At 36.1% G+C, this 16,306-nt stretch carries 17 protein-coding genes; 14 read left to right on the top strand and 3 right to left on the bottom strand.

Annotated elements, in window-relative coordinates; all coding sequences use genetic code 11:
• Positions 1-34 precede the first annotated feature (34 nt).
• Positions 35-2,419 carry a penicillin acylase family protein gene (locus AC0VYJ_RS12500; RefSeq protein WP_475365331.1) on the bottom strand — a complete coding sequence of 795 codons (2,385 nt, stop codon included), beginning with the start codon at positions 2,417-2,419 and terminating at the stop codon, positions 35-37.
• Between the two features lie 465 nt (positions 2,420-2,884).
• On the opposite strand from AC0VYJ_RS12500, the gene AC0VYJ_RS12495 reads away from it, so the two are divergent.
• Positions 2,885-4,171, top strand: coding sequence for an IS110 family RNA-guided transposase (locus tag AC0VYJ_RS12495; protein WP_475365330.1), 1,287 nt, complete (start codon positions 2,885-2,887; stop codon positions 4,169-4,171).
• 470 nt (positions 4,172-4,641) lie between these two features.
• Here AC0VYJ_RS12495 and AC0VYJ_RS12490 read toward each other — a convergent pair whose 3' ends face one another.
• Positions 4,642-5,034 (bottom strand): hypothetical protein, encoded by a 393-nt coding sequence (locus AC0VYJ_RS12490; RefSeq protein WP_430242971.1) that lies wholly within the window; start codon positions 5,032-5,034, stop codon positions 4,642-4,644.
• 641 nt (positions 5,035-5,675) lie between these two features.
• On the opposite strand from AC0VYJ_RS12490, the gene AC0VYJ_RS12485 reads away from it, so the two are divergent.
• The 10 genes from AC0VYJ_RS12485 (at position 5,676) to ytxJ (ending at position 12,714) form a co-directional block, all read left to right on the top strand.
• A complete protein-coding gene (locus AC0VYJ_RS12485; protein ID WP_206894689.1) occupies positions 5,676-6,053 on the top strand; it encodes a GntR family transcriptional regulator in 378 nt (125 codons plus the stop codon).
• Positions 6,053-6,934 (top strand): ABC transporter ATP-binding protein, encoded by an 882-nt coding sequence (locus tag AC0VYJ_RS12480; RefSeq protein ID WP_430242969.1) that lies wholly within the window; start codon positions 6,053-6,055, stop codon positions 6,932-6,934. The genes AC0VYJ_RS12485 and AC0VYJ_RS12480 overlap by 1 nt, the downstream gene beginning before the upstream one ends.
• On the top strand, positions 6,915-7,526 hold the full coding sequence (locus AC0VYJ_RS12475) for an ABC-2 transporter permease (RefSeq protein ID WP_475365329.1): 612 nt from the start codon (positions 6,915-6,917) through the stop codon (positions 7,524-7,526). The genes AC0VYJ_RS12480 and AC0VYJ_RS12475 overlap by 20 nt, the downstream gene beginning before the upstream one ends.
• 795 nt (positions 7,527-8,321) lie before the next feature.
• Positions 8,322-8,723, top strand: a complete 402-nt coding sequence (locus AC0VYJ_RS12470; protein WP_430242966.1) for a hypothetical protein — start codon at positions 8,322-8,324, stop codon at positions 8,721-8,723.
• Positions 8,723-8,929 carry a helix-turn-helix transcriptional regulator gene (locus tag AC0VYJ_RS12465; RefSeq protein ID WP_430242964.1) on the top strand — a complete coding sequence of 69 codons (207 nt, stop codon included), beginning with the start codon at positions 8,723-8,725 and terminating at the stop codon, positions 8,927-8,929. Before AC0VYJ_RS12470 ends, AC0VYJ_RS12465 begins: the two co-directional genes overlap by 1 nt.
• Before the next feature lie 345 nt (positions 8,930-9,274).
• Complete coding sequence (locus tag AC0VYJ_RS12460; protein WP_430242963.1) at positions 9,275-9,772, top strand: P-loop nucleotide/nucleoside kinase family protein; 498 nt, start codon at positions 9,275-9,277, stop codon at positions 9,770-9,772.
• Between the two features lie 398 nt (positions 9,773-10,170).
• Positions 10,171-10,914, top strand: a complete 744-nt coding sequence (map, locus tag AC0VYJ_RS12455; RefSeq protein WP_475365328.1) for a type I methionyl aminopeptidase — start codon at positions 10,171-10,173, stop codon at positions 10,912-10,914.
• A gap of 527 nt (positions 10,915-11,441) precedes the next feature.
• Positions 11,442-11,990, top strand: a complete 549-nt coding sequence (locus AC0VYJ_RS12450; protein ID WP_475365327.1) for a GNAT family N-acetyltransferase — start codon at positions 11,442-11,444, stop codon at positions 11,988-11,990.
• A 237-nt stretch (positions 11,991-12,227) separates the two neighbouring features.
• A complete protein-coding gene (locus AC0VYJ_RS12445) occupies positions 12,228-12,338 on the top strand; it encodes a glycine zipper domain-containing protein (protein ID WP_475365326.1) in 111 nt (36 codons plus the stop codon).
• A 31-nt stretch (positions 12,339-12,369) separates the two neighbouring features.
• Positions 12,370-12,714, top strand: a complete 345-nt coding sequence (gene ytxJ, locus AC0VYJ_RS12440; RefSeq protein WP_475365325.1) for a bacillithiol system redox-active protein YtxJ — start codon at positions 12,370-12,372, stop codon at positions 12,712-12,714.
• A gap of 221 nt (positions 12,715-12,935) precedes the next feature.
• On the opposite strand, the gene AC0VYJ_RS12435 is transcribed toward ytxJ, so the two are convergent.
• Positions 12,936-13,385: a DUF1569 domain-containing protein gene (locus AC0VYJ_RS12435; RefSeq protein ID WP_475365324.1), complete on the bottom strand. Its 450-nt coding sequence runs from the start codon at positions 13,383-13,385 to the stop codon at positions 12,936-12,938.
• Positions 13,386-14,177: 792 nt separating this feature from the next.
• On the opposite strand from AC0VYJ_RS12435, the gene AC0VYJ_RS12430 reads away from it, so the two are divergent.
• The 3 genes from AC0VYJ_RS12430 to AC0VYJ_RS12420 all read left to right on the top strand — a co-directional run bounded on the left by AC0VYJ_RS12430 (position 14,178) and on the right by AC0VYJ_RS12420 (position 15,951).
• Complete coding sequence (locus tag AC0VYJ_RS12430) at positions 14,178-14,753, top strand: hypothetical protein (protein WP_475365323.1); 576 nt, start codon at positions 14,178-14,180, stop codon at positions 14,751-14,753.
• A 312-nt stretch (positions 14,754-15,065) separates the two neighbouring features.
• Positions 15,066-15,524, top strand: coding sequence for a nucleoside deaminase (locus AC0VYJ_RS12425; RefSeq protein WP_430242955.1), 459 nt, complete (start codon positions 15,066-15,068; stop codon positions 15,522-15,524).
• A gap of 244 nt (positions 15,525-15,768) precedes the next feature.
• A complete protein-coding gene (locus AC0VYJ_RS12420) occupies positions 15,769-15,951 on the top strand; it encodes a hypothetical protein (protein ID WP_430242953.1) in 183 nt (60 codons plus the stop codon).
• Positions 15,952-16,306 lie beyond the last annotated feature (355 nt).

Raw genomic sequence — 16,306 nt, 5'->3', positions numbered from 1 at the left:
AAAAGGCTCTCTCATTGACTGAGAGAGCCTTTTGTTATGGTTTTAGAATGAGGTGCTGAGCATTTTCTTCGTAATCATTCATCTTTGTTTCATGATATTCTCCTTCAACCCAATCCGTAATTTGATTATCATACCACTTACTAAAAACGTAGCCGGACTGACCTGGTGAAATGACATTGTAGCTTGTTTGGATATTTGATAAATCAGTAACGCCTCTCCATGGTGCACCATGGGTTACAAGTCCAGTTGTCGTGTTCCACCCAGCAGCACCTACCGTAACGCGGCTGCCACCCATTGCATTTACATCAGGGTTAAACAGGAGGTTTAACGGTTTAATCGCACCTAGCGGGTGTTCAAATGGAACCGAATGGAACGTACCCCATGCCCATTTTTCTGGTGTACGCCCTTGTAAATCAACTGCTCTCGAAACTGCAGCCTGATAAGATTCAGTGACTACGGATGTAAATCCTCCAGACTTCTTTATCCATGGCCCTTCATCCCCGCTTGCAGCTCGTCTTATGAGCTGGTCAACCACCTGGCTTTTACCATCAAAAAGCGGCATCATTTCTTTTTCAATTTCTCCCTCAAATAGAACTTTCTCCATTTCTACTAACCAGAGATGAAAGAGTAGGGGAGCAGCTTCATCTCTACCATCAATATAATTCCATTCATTAAGAACAGATAGCGCTTCTTTTTCAACTGAAGTTAAGTTTTCACTGTTAAGTTCCTTTATGAGAAGAGGAGTAAATTCTTTTCCCTGTAAATTCACGAAATCATTTTGTAGCGCCATCATGTCTTTTGGTTCAAGTTCATCGCTTTCAAGCAAAACTTCTCGAATGCGATCTTGACGATACGGTTGTGCCCATGTATGTGTAATGTGATAGGGGTAGTCTTCTGTTGTGATTTTATTATTTGCAGTAGAAATGAAGCCTTCTTCAGGATTAACAATTGTTGGGAGATCTTCCCATGGGATATAACCTTCCCATTCATATTCATCGTTCCATCCAGGGACTGGCACCATGCTGTCACCATTTTTGCGAATAGGAATTAATCCATTCGCCCGGTAGGCAATCGTGCCGTCAGTAGAAGCAAAAACGAAATTCTGAGCGGGTGTATGAAAAGAGGTTAAGGCACTTTTGAATTCTTCCCAGTTAGATGCTTTATCCATCATTAGAACGGCCTCAAGCTCCCTAGATGGGTCAAGGGCTGTCCATCTTAAAGACAATGCAGTATCTGGTTGGTCGTCATAAGCAAATTCAGAGAGAATCGGGCCGTGGCGTGTAATAACGACTTCATATGGAAGAGGTTCACTTTCTTTTACAGGAATGCTTTCATCAATAACTTCTGCTTTCTCCCATTCATCATTATATTGAAATTCAGTAGGATTATCTGGATTTCTTTTCTCAATATAAAGATCTTGAACATCAGGACCAACATTGGTAACGCCCCAGGAAATGGAGTCATTTCGTCCAACGATAATACCTGGCACACCAGCAAAGATAACGCCACTTACATTATATTCAGGTGAATTTAAGTGAGTTTCATACCATATCGGTGGGGTACCAAGACCCAGGTGAGGATCATTGGCTAGAAGCGGTTGTCCCGAAGCGGTTTTATCTCCAGAAACGACCCAATTGTTACTCCCATTATATTGATCTGGGATTACTGATTTCGCAAAGCTTTTTGACATATCAAGGTTACTTTCCTTGATTTCTTGAATCACAGTTGAGCCTTCTTCAGGGTAACTTGGGAACAAGTCCACGGCTTCTTCTTCTGAGAAATTCTGCAGAAGATAATAACGAAAGGCTTGACCTTCCCAATGTCCTCCTAGATCAAAAGCCATATATTTTCCGATTGTAAGAGAATCGATTGGATCCCACTCATTAGGCTCATAACCCGCAAGTGTAAATTCAAGCGATAATGAGTTTTCTTCTTTTGCTTGAGTCATATAGGCATTCACACCATCAGCATACCATTGAAGAATTTGTTTCGCTTCTTGAGAGTAGGCATTAAATGAATCTTCTGCAGCTCTTCTTAAACCAAGCGTTCGAAAGAATTTGTCCTTATCAATTGTCGATTCACCAATGACTTCACTGAGAGTTCCAGAAGCTTGCCGACGACTTAAGTCCATTTGAAACATGCGGTCCTGAGCTGTGACGAATCCCTGAGCCATAAATAGATCTTTAGTAGAAGAGGCTTCAATATGAGGAATACCTGAATCATCTCGATAAATGGATACAGATTCCTCCAAGCCTGATAGGATCATTTCCCCCTTTGTCTCAGGAGCTGTTCTTTGAACAAACCAGAAGCTTATAGCGATAGCAATGATCAGTAAAAGTGAAATTCCCCCAAGTAGATAATATGGCCACTTCCTTCTCTGGATCTTAACGTGCTTTTCAGGTGTAACAACCGTGCTCATAACGTCCCCCATTTCGTTTTAACTATATATTACCATAATTATCTTTAGTGATAACGCTTTCTTTTTTTGGAGTGTAAGGGTATTAAGACGATAGACTAAAGATAGGTAATAGAGGTTTGATTGAACCGTTCCCGAACCAAATCAAAATAATAAATTTATGTATAAACCTAAATAATTAGACCCCTTAGTTACATAACAATTACTGTTGATGATTTCGAATCAGTGTGTATGATACGAATTGAATCTTTGGTTTGATTAAAATGAATAAGATAGAAAAGTACTGAGTATGGCGGAGAAAAAATCCAAAATATGTTAATTTTAGCGTTGGATAGTAATTGAGTGATGTTCGACAATCGGGCAGCATTCCTGTTATGAAGTAAAATGCTTTTTGAGAATAAAACAAGCCCCTTGGTATGATTGTTTTAGCTGGCCAGCATAAAAACAGAATACCAGGAAGCTTATACAATGAATTATAACCAAAATAACAAACTCGCTCAAATTACTTATCAAACGTTAATTGTAGGTGTTGATATTGCGAAATTCAACCATGTAGCGCGTGCTCAAGATTATAGAGGTGTTGAGTTTGGAACATCGCTTCCGATTGAGAACACCAAAAATGGTTTTGAGAGATTGTTAGAGTGGATTCAAAGTCTTTTGAATGATCATCAAATGAACCAAGTGTTGATAGGCATGGAGCCTACAGGACATTACTGGCTCAATTTAGCCCATTTTCTTAAAGAACATAATATTAAATTCGTTGTAGTAAATCCTTCACACGTGAAGAAATCGAAAGAGTTAGATGATAATTCACCTACGAAGAATGATATAAAAGATGCGAAGGTCATTGCACAACTAGTAAAGGATGGGAGATACGCTGAACCAAATATTCCACAAGGAGTGTATGCAGAACTCTGCGGGGCTAGGAAAATTCGTGATCTCTTATCTGTTGATCTTCAAGTCGTACAAGGTCAAATTCATAACTGGATTGACCGGTATTTCCCTGAATTTTTAACGGTTTTTAAGGACTGGGAAGGCAAAGCAGCGCTACAAATATTGAAGTTAAATTTAATGCCATATGAGTTAGTGAACCTCTCTGATGAAGAGTTAATGGTGCATCTTAGACAAGCTGTTAAACGCGGCGTAGGCTTAGGAAAGATGCAGGAGTTAAAACAAGTAGCCAATCTTTCGATAGGCATACGACAAGGTGCTGAAATGGCTAAACTAGAGATTCAAACACTGTTAGACAAGTATGACTTGATCAAACAAAAGTTCGAAAAAGTTGAATCCAATATGGATTCCCTATTTGAACATATCCCAGGTGTGGACCAAATGCTTGGTATCACGGGCATTGGAAGGGACACTGTTGTTGGCTTCTTCGCAGAGGTCAGAGACCTTAGCTATTATTCTCATCCACGCCAAATTATTAAGCTCGCAGGCTTAAACTTAAAAGAGAATACATCAGGTAAGCACAAGGGTCAGACGAAGATTACAAAGAGAGGCAGAAAGAAATTGAGAGCCCTTTTGTTTAAAGTAGCTATGCCCCTTGTCGCTAAAAACTCGGCATTTAAATCGTTACATGAGTATTATACAAGACGTACCAATAATCCATTGAAGAAGATGCAATCTATGATTGCTTTATGTAACAAGCTCATAAGGATTTTGTTCGCCATCGGTAGAAAGAAATTTGAATTTAGTGAAGCAAGAATGTTGAGTGACATTCCTCATTTAGCCGACTTACAACCAGCAGCTTAGGGTTTCTTTTTCGGAATAAATTATAGTCTAGCTCATTTTATAGTAGACATTTGAAGCACGGATTAATCAGTAAAACCAACAATAATACGGACAATGATCCTGTCGGGCAGCATGACTGACATCCACCTCATGGAAAGATTGTACGAAGGAATTTTAGAGCATTGACTCTGTGAGACATGGGAGGGTTCACCTCCATGAGATCTGTGGACATCCTCTAGTGCGATCATAAATAATCATACATCCTATTTAAAAATTGTACGAAGTAGGATATAGATTCTCAGGCTCCTAAAGTCCATAATTAGACATAAATACAACATAATTCCATGATTCTAATGTCCACTAAATATGAATGACTATGAAAATCTAAGAAAACTAGAGAAATCGTAAGATTGTCCTTTCTTTATAGAGGGAGGGAGGATTGTGGAATAAAAACTGGTTAGAAAAAGTAAAAATAGCCATCTCTTTGATGGCTATTTTAATGAATTTGCAATATCAACAAGCATATCAGGAGATACTTTTTCAGGACTTGCACTATCTAAACTCAATCTATATTGCCAGCCTTCATCTTCAAAAAATAAAACGATAAATCTTCCTAGTTTTTTGTTACTTAATAAAGCACTTGTCCCATCTTTTAATGGAATTGTCCTATCAATTAGGTTAGGATTTAAAGTTAGCTTATATCTGGATGGTTTAATTGAAATTATATAATGATTTTTTGTTGCATCTTTATTAATATACGTGATCTCTAATTCGTCATTAATATCCCCCTCTAAATCATCAAATCGACCGAAACTATGCGTAAACGTGATAGGGGGGGAATTGTACAGGTAATTCGATTTTTTTTCGATAAAACTTTTCAGCATCGTCAACAGCCTTATGCACTTCTTTAAAGCCAATATCATATAAGGAATTTTCAAATTGTTCATTAGTATAATTTGCTTCAACATCTATGGCTGTTAATTGTAACCAAAAAGATGTTAATAAAGAGAATACTACAAACGTTTTAATATCGTACACGCCCCTCTTAAAAGTTCTAGTGACGTTATTTTTCCCTAAGTGTTAATTGTTATTAATATTGAGCTAAGTGTTTACGCTATTCTTCAACGGGGACATTTATTAAAGAAGGAGAAATGATCTTTGGTTATTCCTCTATCTCGGAGCTTATCTGTAATAAGATAGGCTTCTTTTTGTTGAAGAAAAGGTTGAGTTCTCTTAAACGGTCTGGGTAATTGGTAATGATTAGATATTCAGAAAAATTAAGCCAATGCTATTGAAGAGTTATATGACTTTTGAAACCTGGCATTTTTTTATATTTCAACTCAAGGATGGACTCAATATTTTCTTCCATTTGAATGAGGATACTTTATTGAATAAGGTAAAAGAGTCAATTTCACACTAATTGAAAAATACCCTCTTACCTAACAATTATTTTTACATGAAATCATTGTGTATATTGTATATATTATATATAATGACTTATATACAATTTAAGGAAGGTTATGGAATGAAAATTATACTTTCAAATCGAGAGAAACAATCCATGTATGTACAAATCTACAACCAAATCAAAAATCAGATTCTCTCTAATGAAGTTAAGGTGGGATATTTACTGCCATCAATGCGACAGTTGGCGAAAGAGTTGAACGTCAGTCTCATTACGACTAAACGGGCCTATGAAGAGCTTGAGAAGGACGGTTTTATTTTTTCCGTTGTAGGAAGAGGTTCATTTGTGTCGGATCAAAATGACGAGATGATTAAGGAAGGTAAGATGAGAGGGATTGAAGAGCAGCTATCAGCAGCGGTACAAAACAGCAAAGATATTGGTCTTCCACTTACTGAGTTACAGGAATTGCTTACTATTTTGTACAGGGAGGAAGAATAATGGAACCTGTGGTAGAACTGAACAATGTGACTAAATCATTTGATGGATTTACACTGAAGAATTTTTCGCTGACCGTTAAAAAAGGGTTTGTGCATGGATTTATCGGTGGAAACGGGGTTGGGAAGTCCACTACGATTAAGATGATGATGAACTTACTCGAGCCAGATAGTGGGAATGTATCTGTGTTTGGGTCATCTTATAAGGAACGAGAGAAAGAAATTAAACAGCGAATCGGTTTTGTTTACGATGAAAACGTCTTCTATGAACAACTTACTTTAGCTCAAATGAAGGATATAGTTAAAAGGGCGTACAATATGTGGGATGATGATCTGTTTTATAAGTATGTAAAAACCTTTCAACTTCCACTTAAAAAGCCGATCAAAACTTTTTCTAAAGGCATGATGATGAAAGCTTCTTTAGCCTTCGCTTTATCCCACCATGCAGAGCTCATTATAATGGATGAGCCCACATCAGGACTCGACCCAATTTTCAGAAGAGAGCTGCTTGAGATTCTGCAACAACTGATGATGGATGGAGAAAAGACGATTTTCTTCTCAACTCATATCACAACAGATTTAGATACGATTGCGGATTATATTACCTTTATTCATAACGGTGAACATATCTTTACGAAGGATCTTAATGAAATAAGCGAGGAGTATGCCATTGTCAAAGGCGGACTTGAGCTACTTGATCAGGAAACTGAAGGAGCATTTGTAGCCATTCAGAAATCATCATTTGGGTTTGTGGCTTTAACCGATCATAAATGCGAGGTGGAAGAGATGTTCGGGGAAACGGTCCTTATTGAAAAACCGACGCTTGAAGATATTATGTTTTTTACGAAGAAGGGGGAACCATCACATGCTCAACTTAGTTCGTAAAGATATTGTGATGCAAAAGAACTTGTTGGCGCTTCTTATGCTAATGTTATGTGGATATTCAGCTCTTGGGGTTTCTTCAATTATCTATCCAGGACTTATATTCTGCCTCTCGATCTTTATGAGTGCTATCTTTTTGGATGAGAAATCGAACATACATATGTTTCTAAACTCTTTACCGTACACTAGGAAACAAATCGTTGGTTCGAAGTATGTGGTCTTCGTATTGTTTACATGTATGGTGGCGCTGGCGTTATTAGTTGGAAAACTTGTTTTTCACGGTGAATTCACCTTATGGAAGGACTTTCTGCTCATGTTCACGATTGTTCTCACAACAGCCTCTTTTTTATTGCCGTTTAGTTATCAATTTAAGACCCAATATCTTTACGTGGGCTTTATTGGATTATTTGGTCTTTATTTACTGACAATTAATTTCCTAATTCCGAATTTACATGATCGGATTAGGCAGGTCGTTCACCTTATCCTGACAACATCAAGCCCTTCCTTATTTATAGGGATAGGAATCTATGTTGTAGTTTTATATGGCTTTTCTTGGCTTCTCTCTATTCGCATATATCAGCGTAAAGTGTTTTAGTGGTTTAATAACTAGGAGGAGAAGGGGGAGGCGTTGAATGTTGGCATCACCAGGAAGTCAACTAAACCACTAGCATCAGTGAATCCTAAAGAATTTACTTCTCACCATCATCGGACTTGTTTTTTGATATAAACTCAAGTTTAAATCTAAGTTGTTCCATTAAATCGGAGCAATTGCTCAATTGAGTGCAAGCCTCTATAACATATGTAACGGAGCAAAATGAATTTGACCTTTTTCACAGAATGCAGTAGATGGAATTTAAGATGTTATTTTTGGAGGAGAGAGGGATGCAGGAGAAGATCAACATTTGTTCATTTATCTGTTCATTTATTTGCGTGTTATTATTTTTAATAGTTTCATTCTCAGGTTGGTTCAGTAATTCCATAATCGGAATTCACCCTTTAACAATAGTTTTATTTATTTCGTTATTTACATTTCTTGCTGGAGTATTTGGTTTGTCTGGTATTAGAGACTGGAAAGGTATGACGAGAAGTCTATTCACAATGATAATATCCCTTAGTTTGGCGGTTCTTCTGAGTGGGATTTTACTTTTTGGAAGTTTACTTAACTAAAATTGCGCTCGTAAATGTTTTACTTAAAGTGTTCAACAATCTCGGAGCAATTGTTGAATAAATACGGGAACACCACTCTGATGGCGTTCTCTTTTTTTGCTTTAATAATAATGAGCTATTACGTATATTTTCGGAAAAATTAAAAAATAATGCACAAAACCAATATTATGTTATATATTTATAACATAAGGTTAATTATTTCTAACAAAAGGAGGTAAGAGAGTTGAATTCAAAGACTGCGTTGATTCTTGTTTCTATTCTGTCAGCTTCGATTGCTGCAGGACTCCTATTTCAGATGTTCACGGTATTCAGTAACGATGCGATGACGACTTCTGAGTTAATTTTAACGATCACGACCATGGTGGTCATGCTCCTACTTATACCCATCTTTCTACGGTTATGGAAAAATATTAAAGAGGGTATCCCTCACGATGATGAACTTTCTCAGAAGATGAAAATGTTCGCAGCAGGATATTCTTATTTTTCTTCGCTTATTATCTGGCTCGCCCTCTTTGCTTTCCACAAGCACATTCAACAGGATGATCTACTGATGTTAGGACTCTCCGGAATGATCTTCAGCTTTGGAATCAATTGGTTATTAGTTAGAAGGAAAGGATTTCAGTAATGAACACAAGAATGAAAGAATTGCGAGCAGCTCTTAAACTAACACAGGCAGATCTCGCAAAACGCGTGAACGTTCGAAGAGAAACGATCGTGTTTCTCGAAAAAGGGGAATACAACCCATCACTTAAACTAGCAGTCAAAATCGCAAGACAGTTAAATTCAAGGATTGAGGATGTGTTTATTCTAGACGAAGATGATTTGAGATAAGTGCCTTAATAGAACAACTTTTTGAAAATGTATCGTAGAAACGGTAGCTCTCTTATAAGGTTATTTATCTACCCTGACCAATAAGACCCAATTCAAATGAGCGACGAATTTCTACCGATTCGTGCGCTCTATTTTTGTTTTGATCCTTGTTACACAAATATCCGGATTGAGATTGTAGGGAACTTATTGATTGCTTTTTGGTTAAATGTGGTAAAAATGTTTTAGGATACAATATTGAAGTTGTTCAATAAACGGGAGCTATTGCTGCAAAAACGCTATATTTTGTTGGACAAACGAAGTAAGGTGGGTCAACAACCACTAGATTAAGCGCGGGGGTTAGAAAATATGAAACAATTAGGCACGCTATACTTTTTCTGTGGAAAAATGGGCGCAGGAAAAACAACTAAATCAAAACAATTGGCGCTCGATAAACATGCGGTACTATTGTCTGAAGATGAATGGCTTTCATCTCTTTATCCGAATCAGATTGTATCATTTGAGGACTATCTAAAATTCTCGGCGCAACTCAAGCCGTTGTTAAAAAAGCATGTCCAAAACATATTAAGTGTCGGTTCAGATGTAGTGATGGATTTTCCAGCTAACACTCAAAAACAGCGGAAGTGGTTTTTAGATATGGCGTCAGAAGTACATGCAAGCCATCAACTAATTTTCATTAATGTAAATAATGAGCAATGCTTAAGTCAAATTGCTCAAAGGCGTAACGAACAGCCCGAAAGAGCAGCTTTTGACACGAAAGAGGGGTTTATCCATGTTACTAAATTTTTTGAAACACCAGAAGCATCTGAGGGTTTAAATATCTTAGAATTTAGTGGAAAAGAATAATAAGTAATGTAACACAGCTTAATAAGGAACAGAACAAAATCGTTTGCAACGGGTGGTAGCGGATGCGATAGTTTAAAATCTACTTTAAACTATCTTGAAATCAAGTCTACCGTATAATCAGAGCAACTCTTCAATATCGTCCTTTGGTATTTAGAAACTAATCAAGATGAGCTGAATGGATAAGCATTAAAGGGGTATGCAACAATCTCGGAGCGTTAATCTAAAAAGGATTACGCTCCTTTTTGTTTAAGTTAATAACAGGGCAATTTAACGGAAAAAGAGGTTGTCATATTCAATCCATAAAAGGGCCAGAGATTGTTGAAGAAAAACCTGTTCAGTTTATGCTAGAAACTAAATGGAATACTAATCATAAAATACATTAAAAAGTGGGGAAATCAATGGTTGCAAAAACTAAAAAGGATTTTGATGGATTGAAAATAATTGGTGAAATTTGTGGAGCGATTCGTGATGAATTGGTCCATAGTACGAAACCCGGAATTACGACAAAAGAACTCGATGAAATTGCAAGAGAGATGTTTGAAAAGGCAGAAGCTCAATCTGCGCCAAAAAGAGAATACGATTTTCCTGGGTATACGTGTATTAGTATAAATAATGAAGTGGCGCATGGGATTCCGAAGAGAAAACGGGTCATCCATGAAGGAGATTTAGTGAATATAGACGTTTCAGGTTCAAAAAACGGATATTACGCAGATACTGGAATTTCATTTGTAGTAGGGAAAGGAGACGCGGCATTACAAAAAATATGTGACGTTTCTAAAGAGGCATTCCATGCTGGACTTAAGCAGGCAAAGCCAGGTTCAAAAAAAAGTGCTCTCGGAAAGGCTGCCCACAATGTAGCGAAACGCCATGGCTTAACAGTAATAAAAAATCTTACTGGGCACGGTATTGGACTTTCGCTTCATGAAGAACCTAAACATATTTTTAATTATTTCGCTAGTTGGGATGATGAAATCTTGAAAGATGGTGCGGTAATTGCCTTTGAGCCTATGATCTCTACATTCGAAGAGGAAGTTTTCGAATCTGAAGATGGATGGACTTTCTTAACCAATGAAAGCTTTGTGGCTCAATACGAACATACGGTTATTCTTACAAATGAAGGACCTCTTATTACGACATTATAAAAAGCACAACTCGGCAATCGAGCGCAACTCAAGAATATTGAATTTAGTCCATTGTTCTATTAAATCGGAGCTTATCTTTAATTAGATAGGCTCTTTTGGGGAAAAAGATGGATTTATTAGTTCTATTTTGAAATAATTGGTATTAAGCATTTTGACTTAGATTAGATGCTAATAAAACTATTGTATTGCTTTTAGGAGGATTTTTATTTGAATACCAAAAAACTTGATTTGATTATCTTATTAACTCTGACCGTTGCAGTTCCGGTATGTACAATTCTACCGTACCTTGGAATAATTCCAGACTTTTTACTATTCTTCATCTTGCCAGTAGGAATTATCTTTTGCCTCATAGGAGTAATGGCTTCTGTTCTAAGGATACAAACTAGTAGTTGGAAACAATCATAACAAATATCAATGTTCCACAATCTCGGAGCAAGAGCTGAAGATCGATACATAGATTCGTATCCTCTTTATATCTGTAAGCTAAACATGAAAATAGAAAAACAATGTTAAGGGAAGGAACATGAATGGAAAAACACAATCCAATAATTGAAACAGATAGATTAGTACTAAGAGAGGTAGTCGCAGAGGATGCTTTGGATATGTATCACTATTTGTCCGATGAAGAAGTCGTAAAACATATGGGGTTACCGCCTGCCCAAAGTGTTGAAGAAGTAATGGATGAAATCGACTGGTATCATTCAATAATAAAAGAAGGAACAGGCATTAGGTGGGGCGTTACTTTAAAAGACTCAGGTAAGGTTATAGGTAGTTGCGGGTATTTAAATATGCACCCCAAACATTATAAAGCTGAAGTTGGATTTGAATTAAATAAAAATTATTGGGGGAAAGGCATTGCCTCAGAAGCGCTAGAAACTATTATTAAGTATGGATTTAATCACTACCATTTAGAACGGATAGAGGCTTTAATAGAGCCTACTAATATTCAATCCCATAGATTGGTTAGCAAACTAGGTTTTACAAAAGAAGGTTTACTCAGGAGCTATGAATATACTCTTTGTAAGTTTGATGATTTATATATGTATTCAATTATTAAAAGAGATCTTATCAAGTAATAGAACCGTAATGGTTTTAAGGAAGGTATCTTGATACTGCGCCTTAATTAATCTCGGAGCGATAGCTGTAAAGCGGCTATCACTTAATTTTTATGACGGAACAAATTTTTGAAACGTTTCCAGCATGAAATCGTATCTAATGTAATGTAGCTTTTAGTTCAATGAATAAAGCTGTAGGGAGAATAATGTGAAAACGAAATCAAAGTACCGTGGGTTAGGAATTGCTCTTGGTTTATCATGGGCACCAGCATAGGGATAGCTGTGAATCAACTAGCGATTAGTCTTATGTTGGGTATCCTATTAGGTTTGGTCCTTGGTTCCATGATTGATAATAGGAGTAATCGATAGAATTAGTAGGAATGATTAACTTTTTGGTGGAATGAAAATGAACTCTATTCATGAATTGACATCTCTTGAAGATTGGTGGGCCCTGTGGAGACAATCGATCCATTCGCCGGTATTAGTCTTTAAACATAGCACATCTTGTATGATTAGTTCTAGATCCTTCAAACACTTGAGGAACTTCCAAAAGGTAGGGGGAGGAATAGTGGATTGTTATATGGTAAAGGTTGTTGAAAACAGAAGAATTTCTAATGAGATTGCAAAGGTTACAAACATACCTCACAAATCACCACAACTACTCCTCATAGATAAACAACAAATTATTTGGCATACATCTCATTGGAAGATTACAAAAAAACGTATACAGAAAGCAATTTGTTAATACTCGAGTGCAAGGGGTTGTTAAAAAGTTAAAGCAGATTAGAGGCGCACCTTAACTCTAAGACAATGATTTTAACAAAAGGCCTTGAAATCAAGCCTTCCATTATATCGTAGCGATTGATCAATAGAGTCCTAGCTCTTTTTTATTAAGCATAAGGAATATCAGGGCTATTGGCAAAGCAGAATAGTTTAAGATGGTCCGGTATATTTAAACTCCTGCTACTAAACTCCAAATTGTTTTAAATGGTGGTCAAGATGTTTGTAGATACCTTTTCCCCATTGGTGGGAAGAAAGTTTTCCAAAAAAAGGATGTGGATGATCTGTACAAGACTCTGGTCCATTCTTTTGAAATGTTATTATTTTTTGTTTTAGTTTTTCTTTTTCAACTTCAAAATCTCTTTTAGATGTAATTAAAATGGTTGGAATAGTTGGCATATTGTGCTCTAAAGGTTTGTCATTATAAAAGATGGGTTTTGCAAATCTACCTACTAATATTCCTAACAAACCTCTTTTAGGGAAAGAATCTCCCAATGCGATATCTTGGAAAGATGAGCAATGAGCTAACATTTGAGAAACATTCATTTTACCCCATATTGGTTGTGAATTTACATTTAAGTCATCGATACGAATTAATATTTCATCTGTATGCTTGATCTCGAAAATGTTTTTCATTAGAATCCTCCTTTAGTTTTTAAAACTAAAAAATCCCATTAATTATTATAGAGTTCACCGTCACCGTTGTTAATCCTTTAAACTAACGGGTGCTTTAATTTAAAATCTGCTTCAAGATATACCTTGGAATCAAGTCTTCAGATTAGCGGGAAACTCAAGAATATGGAAATTAATCCATTGTTCCGTTAAATCGAAGCGATAGCTAAAATTTTGGTATCACTTATTGTGCTCACGGAGCCGTTTGAATTAATTTTATCTACAATGCAGTAAGGGTGATTTTATGATTGGTTTATTTTTTTATGTATTTTCTCATTTTGTTTTTGATTGCAAGATTGATTAGCCTGTCTGGAAATATAAGATGGGTACCCACAATAAGAACCACAGTCAGGAAGGACGCAAAGATAGCAGCAATTATATCTTTATGTTTTGTGATTTTTCTTTAGCTAACGGATAGGCTAGTGCTTGTTACATTTAATTTAGTAGTGTCTCAATCATTTAAATGGTAATGAAATAGGGGGATTATATGGATATGGGTGCTGCTTCTATAATGTTGATTTTTGTTACGGTAATACCTATCGTAGCTGTTATTTATATTATTAGAGCGTTCTTGAAGAAATAAATACATAAACACTCTTCTATTATATAGGAGCGTTAATCTAAAAGGATTACGCTCTATTTTGTTTTAGCTAGTAAAAGGTCAGTTAATGGGAGGTGTATATGGATTCTGAAGTTCTCAAACAAATTGGATAGTAGAGTTCAGTAAAGTCAAAATGATATGTTGGTGTGTAGAAGATGAGAGGATGGGTAGTTATTATAAAATCAAAAAAATTACTTTTAACTATTTTAACATTGATGTTATTTCTTTTGAGTGCTTGTCAAACGAATAATGTAAAAGAAGAGCCATATGATGGCGTGCTGTTAAAGATTGCAGTTGTTGGTGAACAACCTAATGTTAGAGAGGAACAGATAAATTTTAATGAATTATCTCTAAGTGAGTTACATCATTCAAACTTAAGAAAGTATGATGCAGTATTCATTATGGAAGACCATTTATCTGATGCTTCAAAATCAAAATATGTAGAAATGTATAAGAGTAAAAACATTCCATTCTTCTTTGTAGGCTCGCGAGCAAATACTATACCTTTTCAAGATTTAGAAAATCCCGTGTCTTATGAAGAAGAAGCGGAAAGGATTAATGGTACGCAAAATTTTATATCAGGAATTTTGTATGAGGGAGAAGAAAAAGGCTATCGTGGTTGGAAACTTGCATACCCAATTAAAAACAGTGAAGTTCAACAAGATAATGTAAAAGGAATATACTCTAAGGTATTCAAGGTCGTTGAGAATGAAGTAAAAAAAAATTCTTAAACTACAGGTGGCTTAGCTCAAAATCTGAGGATTTCTTGAATTCAAATTTTCCAGTAAAATCGGAGCTTATCTATAAATAGATTTGTAGTACACAAATAATACAATCTTCAACGAATATACAGGTAGTCAATTTGTTATTGGAGATAAGGTTAAGACTTGGGATACTAGCCTACCAATTGATAGTAATTCATCGGAATTTCTTTCATTCATTTATGACATGGGAGATTTGAGGCGTTTGTTTAGAGAAGGATGGCAAGTGAGATGTACTTCCTTTATAATGAGGGATAATTCAACAGGGAATGGAGAGCTTCTATGACGTACAACGATGAATATTACATGAAAATAGCTATCCAACAAGCTTCAAAATCAAGAGCAGAAGGAAACGAACCTTTTGGTGCAATCCTGGTTAAAGGCAATGAAATTGTAAAAGTTGCTGAGAATAAAGTACATACCCACTCAGATCCTACCTACCATGCAGAAATAGGTCTAATCAGAGATTTTTGTTCAGAGAATCAGCTATTTGATTTGGAGGAATACACTCTGTACACTAGCTGCGAGCCTTGTGTAATGTGTTCAGGTGCAATGGTTTGGTCAAATCTAGGTAAATTAGTATATAGCGTTACACACGATCAATTAGCACAAATAGCAGGTGACAACATAATGATTTCCTGTAAAGATGTATTTACTAAAAGCCCACTTAAACCTTCAGTGGTAGAACAAGTATTGAATGACGAAGGTTTGAAGGTATTTGATGGATACACGTTTGGATAAAACAGTATGATAGTAAGTAACCCCAGGCAAAAAATCTTTTGTCTGGTTTTTTTAGCAGCAAGGGAGCGAATTAGAAGAAAGGATTGTAAAGTAGTATCATAGTTTCCAATAAACTCGGAGCTTACTTGTATTAAGATAAGCTCCATTTATCTGAAATAAAGATTGAGTTATGCTTCCTGATTTGAAATAATTGGAATTAATACCCAGGGAAGTTTACTTAAGAAAAATTATGGAGGTGTCAAATATGTCTAAAGAAGTTATTTTTATCTTAGTTATAGTATCTATGGCTATATGGGTTACGGTGTCTAAAGAGGCTGTAAAACCTTCAAAGGAAATAAACTGGTGGAAAATGATAACATTACTGTCTGCTGGTTCTTTATCTACATTAGTTATAACCCTTACTCTTTTTCAAAGTCTGTCGTTTTAGTTCCGTTAATTCGGAAAAATGCTGTCATAAAGGAGCACAGTAGAGGTTGAAGACCGATCTTCATTAATCGTACGCTCAACGTTTTTTTACATATCAGATCAACTTAAAGAAAACATTAACCTCTCTTTCTGGTGATAAGGATACTTTCTACTATATATGATATCGTAAAAGTTGTATTAAAACCTGATGATTATTATGAGAAGGAACAAGGAATATTTATGATAAATAAAATGGATGATGTTGGTATCCGCATACTCATACTTGTATCGCTCGATGAGCAATCATGAAAAACAGCGTTAATTCATTCACATAATGATCAAGCAAAGGTAACTGGAGAGGAAGTATCTGCACCATC

The organism is Anaerobacillus sp. 63XJN7_5_ISO-PGPR-S23-430 (assembly GCF_056173695.1).
The sequence above is the reverse complement of the archived record's forward strand: the minus strand, read 5'-3'. Positions and strand labels throughout refer to the sequence as shown.